The organism is Burkholderia sp. SIMBA_051 (genome assembly GCF_046534915.1).
In the GTDB taxonomy this organism is placed as follows: domain Bacteria; phylum Pseudomonadota; class Gammaproteobacteria; order Burkholderiales; family Burkholderiaceae; genus Burkholderia; species Burkholderia ambifaria.
On sequence record NZ_JAWRXS010000951.1, the window covers coordinates 1 to 233 of the forward strand.

Annotated in this window: 1 protein-coding gene; it reads left to right on the forward strand. The window is 74.2% G+C overall.

Annotated features, from left to right (window positions below; genetic code table 11):
- A partial coding sequence (locus tag SB771_RS37305; protein WP_410722318.1) for a hypothetical protein occupies nt 1–233 on the forward strand: 233 nt, incomplete at both ends.

Below are 233 nucleotides of genomic sequence, written 5' to 3' on the forward strand. Positions count from 1 at the left end.
TGCCGCTGCGCCTGCCGGCGGGCGTCACGCCGCACCGCCTGGCGATCCAGCCGGGCGACCGCTTCGAGATCGATTGCCCGCCGCAGCGCCTGGCGCCGCGCCAGCCGGTCGCCGTGCGGCTGCTGCGCGCCGACGGCGGCGAACAGGCCTTGCAGGCCACCGCCGCTGTCGAAACGCAACTGGAGCTGCATCTGCTGCGGATGGGCGGCGTGATTCCGGCTATCCTCGCGGAT